1 protein-coding gene is annotated in these 237 nt (G+C 54.4%); it reads right to left on the reverse strand.

The features are described 5' to 3' along the window. Positions 1-237: hypothetical protein (locus AC4J95_RS21300; protein WP_049133575.1), on the reverse strand; the 237-nt coding region annotated here is incomplete at both ends.

Consider the following 237-nt stretch of genomic DNA (forward strand, 5'->3'; position numbering starts at 1 on the left):
TCTGAGTCCGAGTCGCTATCGCTATCTGAGTCTGAATCGCTGTCGCTATCTGAGTCCGAATCGCTATCGCTATCTGAGTCTGAATCGCTGTCGCTATCTGAGTCCGAGTCGCTGTCGCTATCTGAGTCCGAGTCGCTATCGCTGTCTGAATCTGAATCGCTGTCGCTGTCTGAGTCCGAGTCGCTGTCGCTGTCTGAGTCTGAATCGCTGTCGCTGTCTGAGTCCGAGTCGCTATCG

Source organism: Enterococcus sp. GPZ-007, from assembly GCF_059374735.1.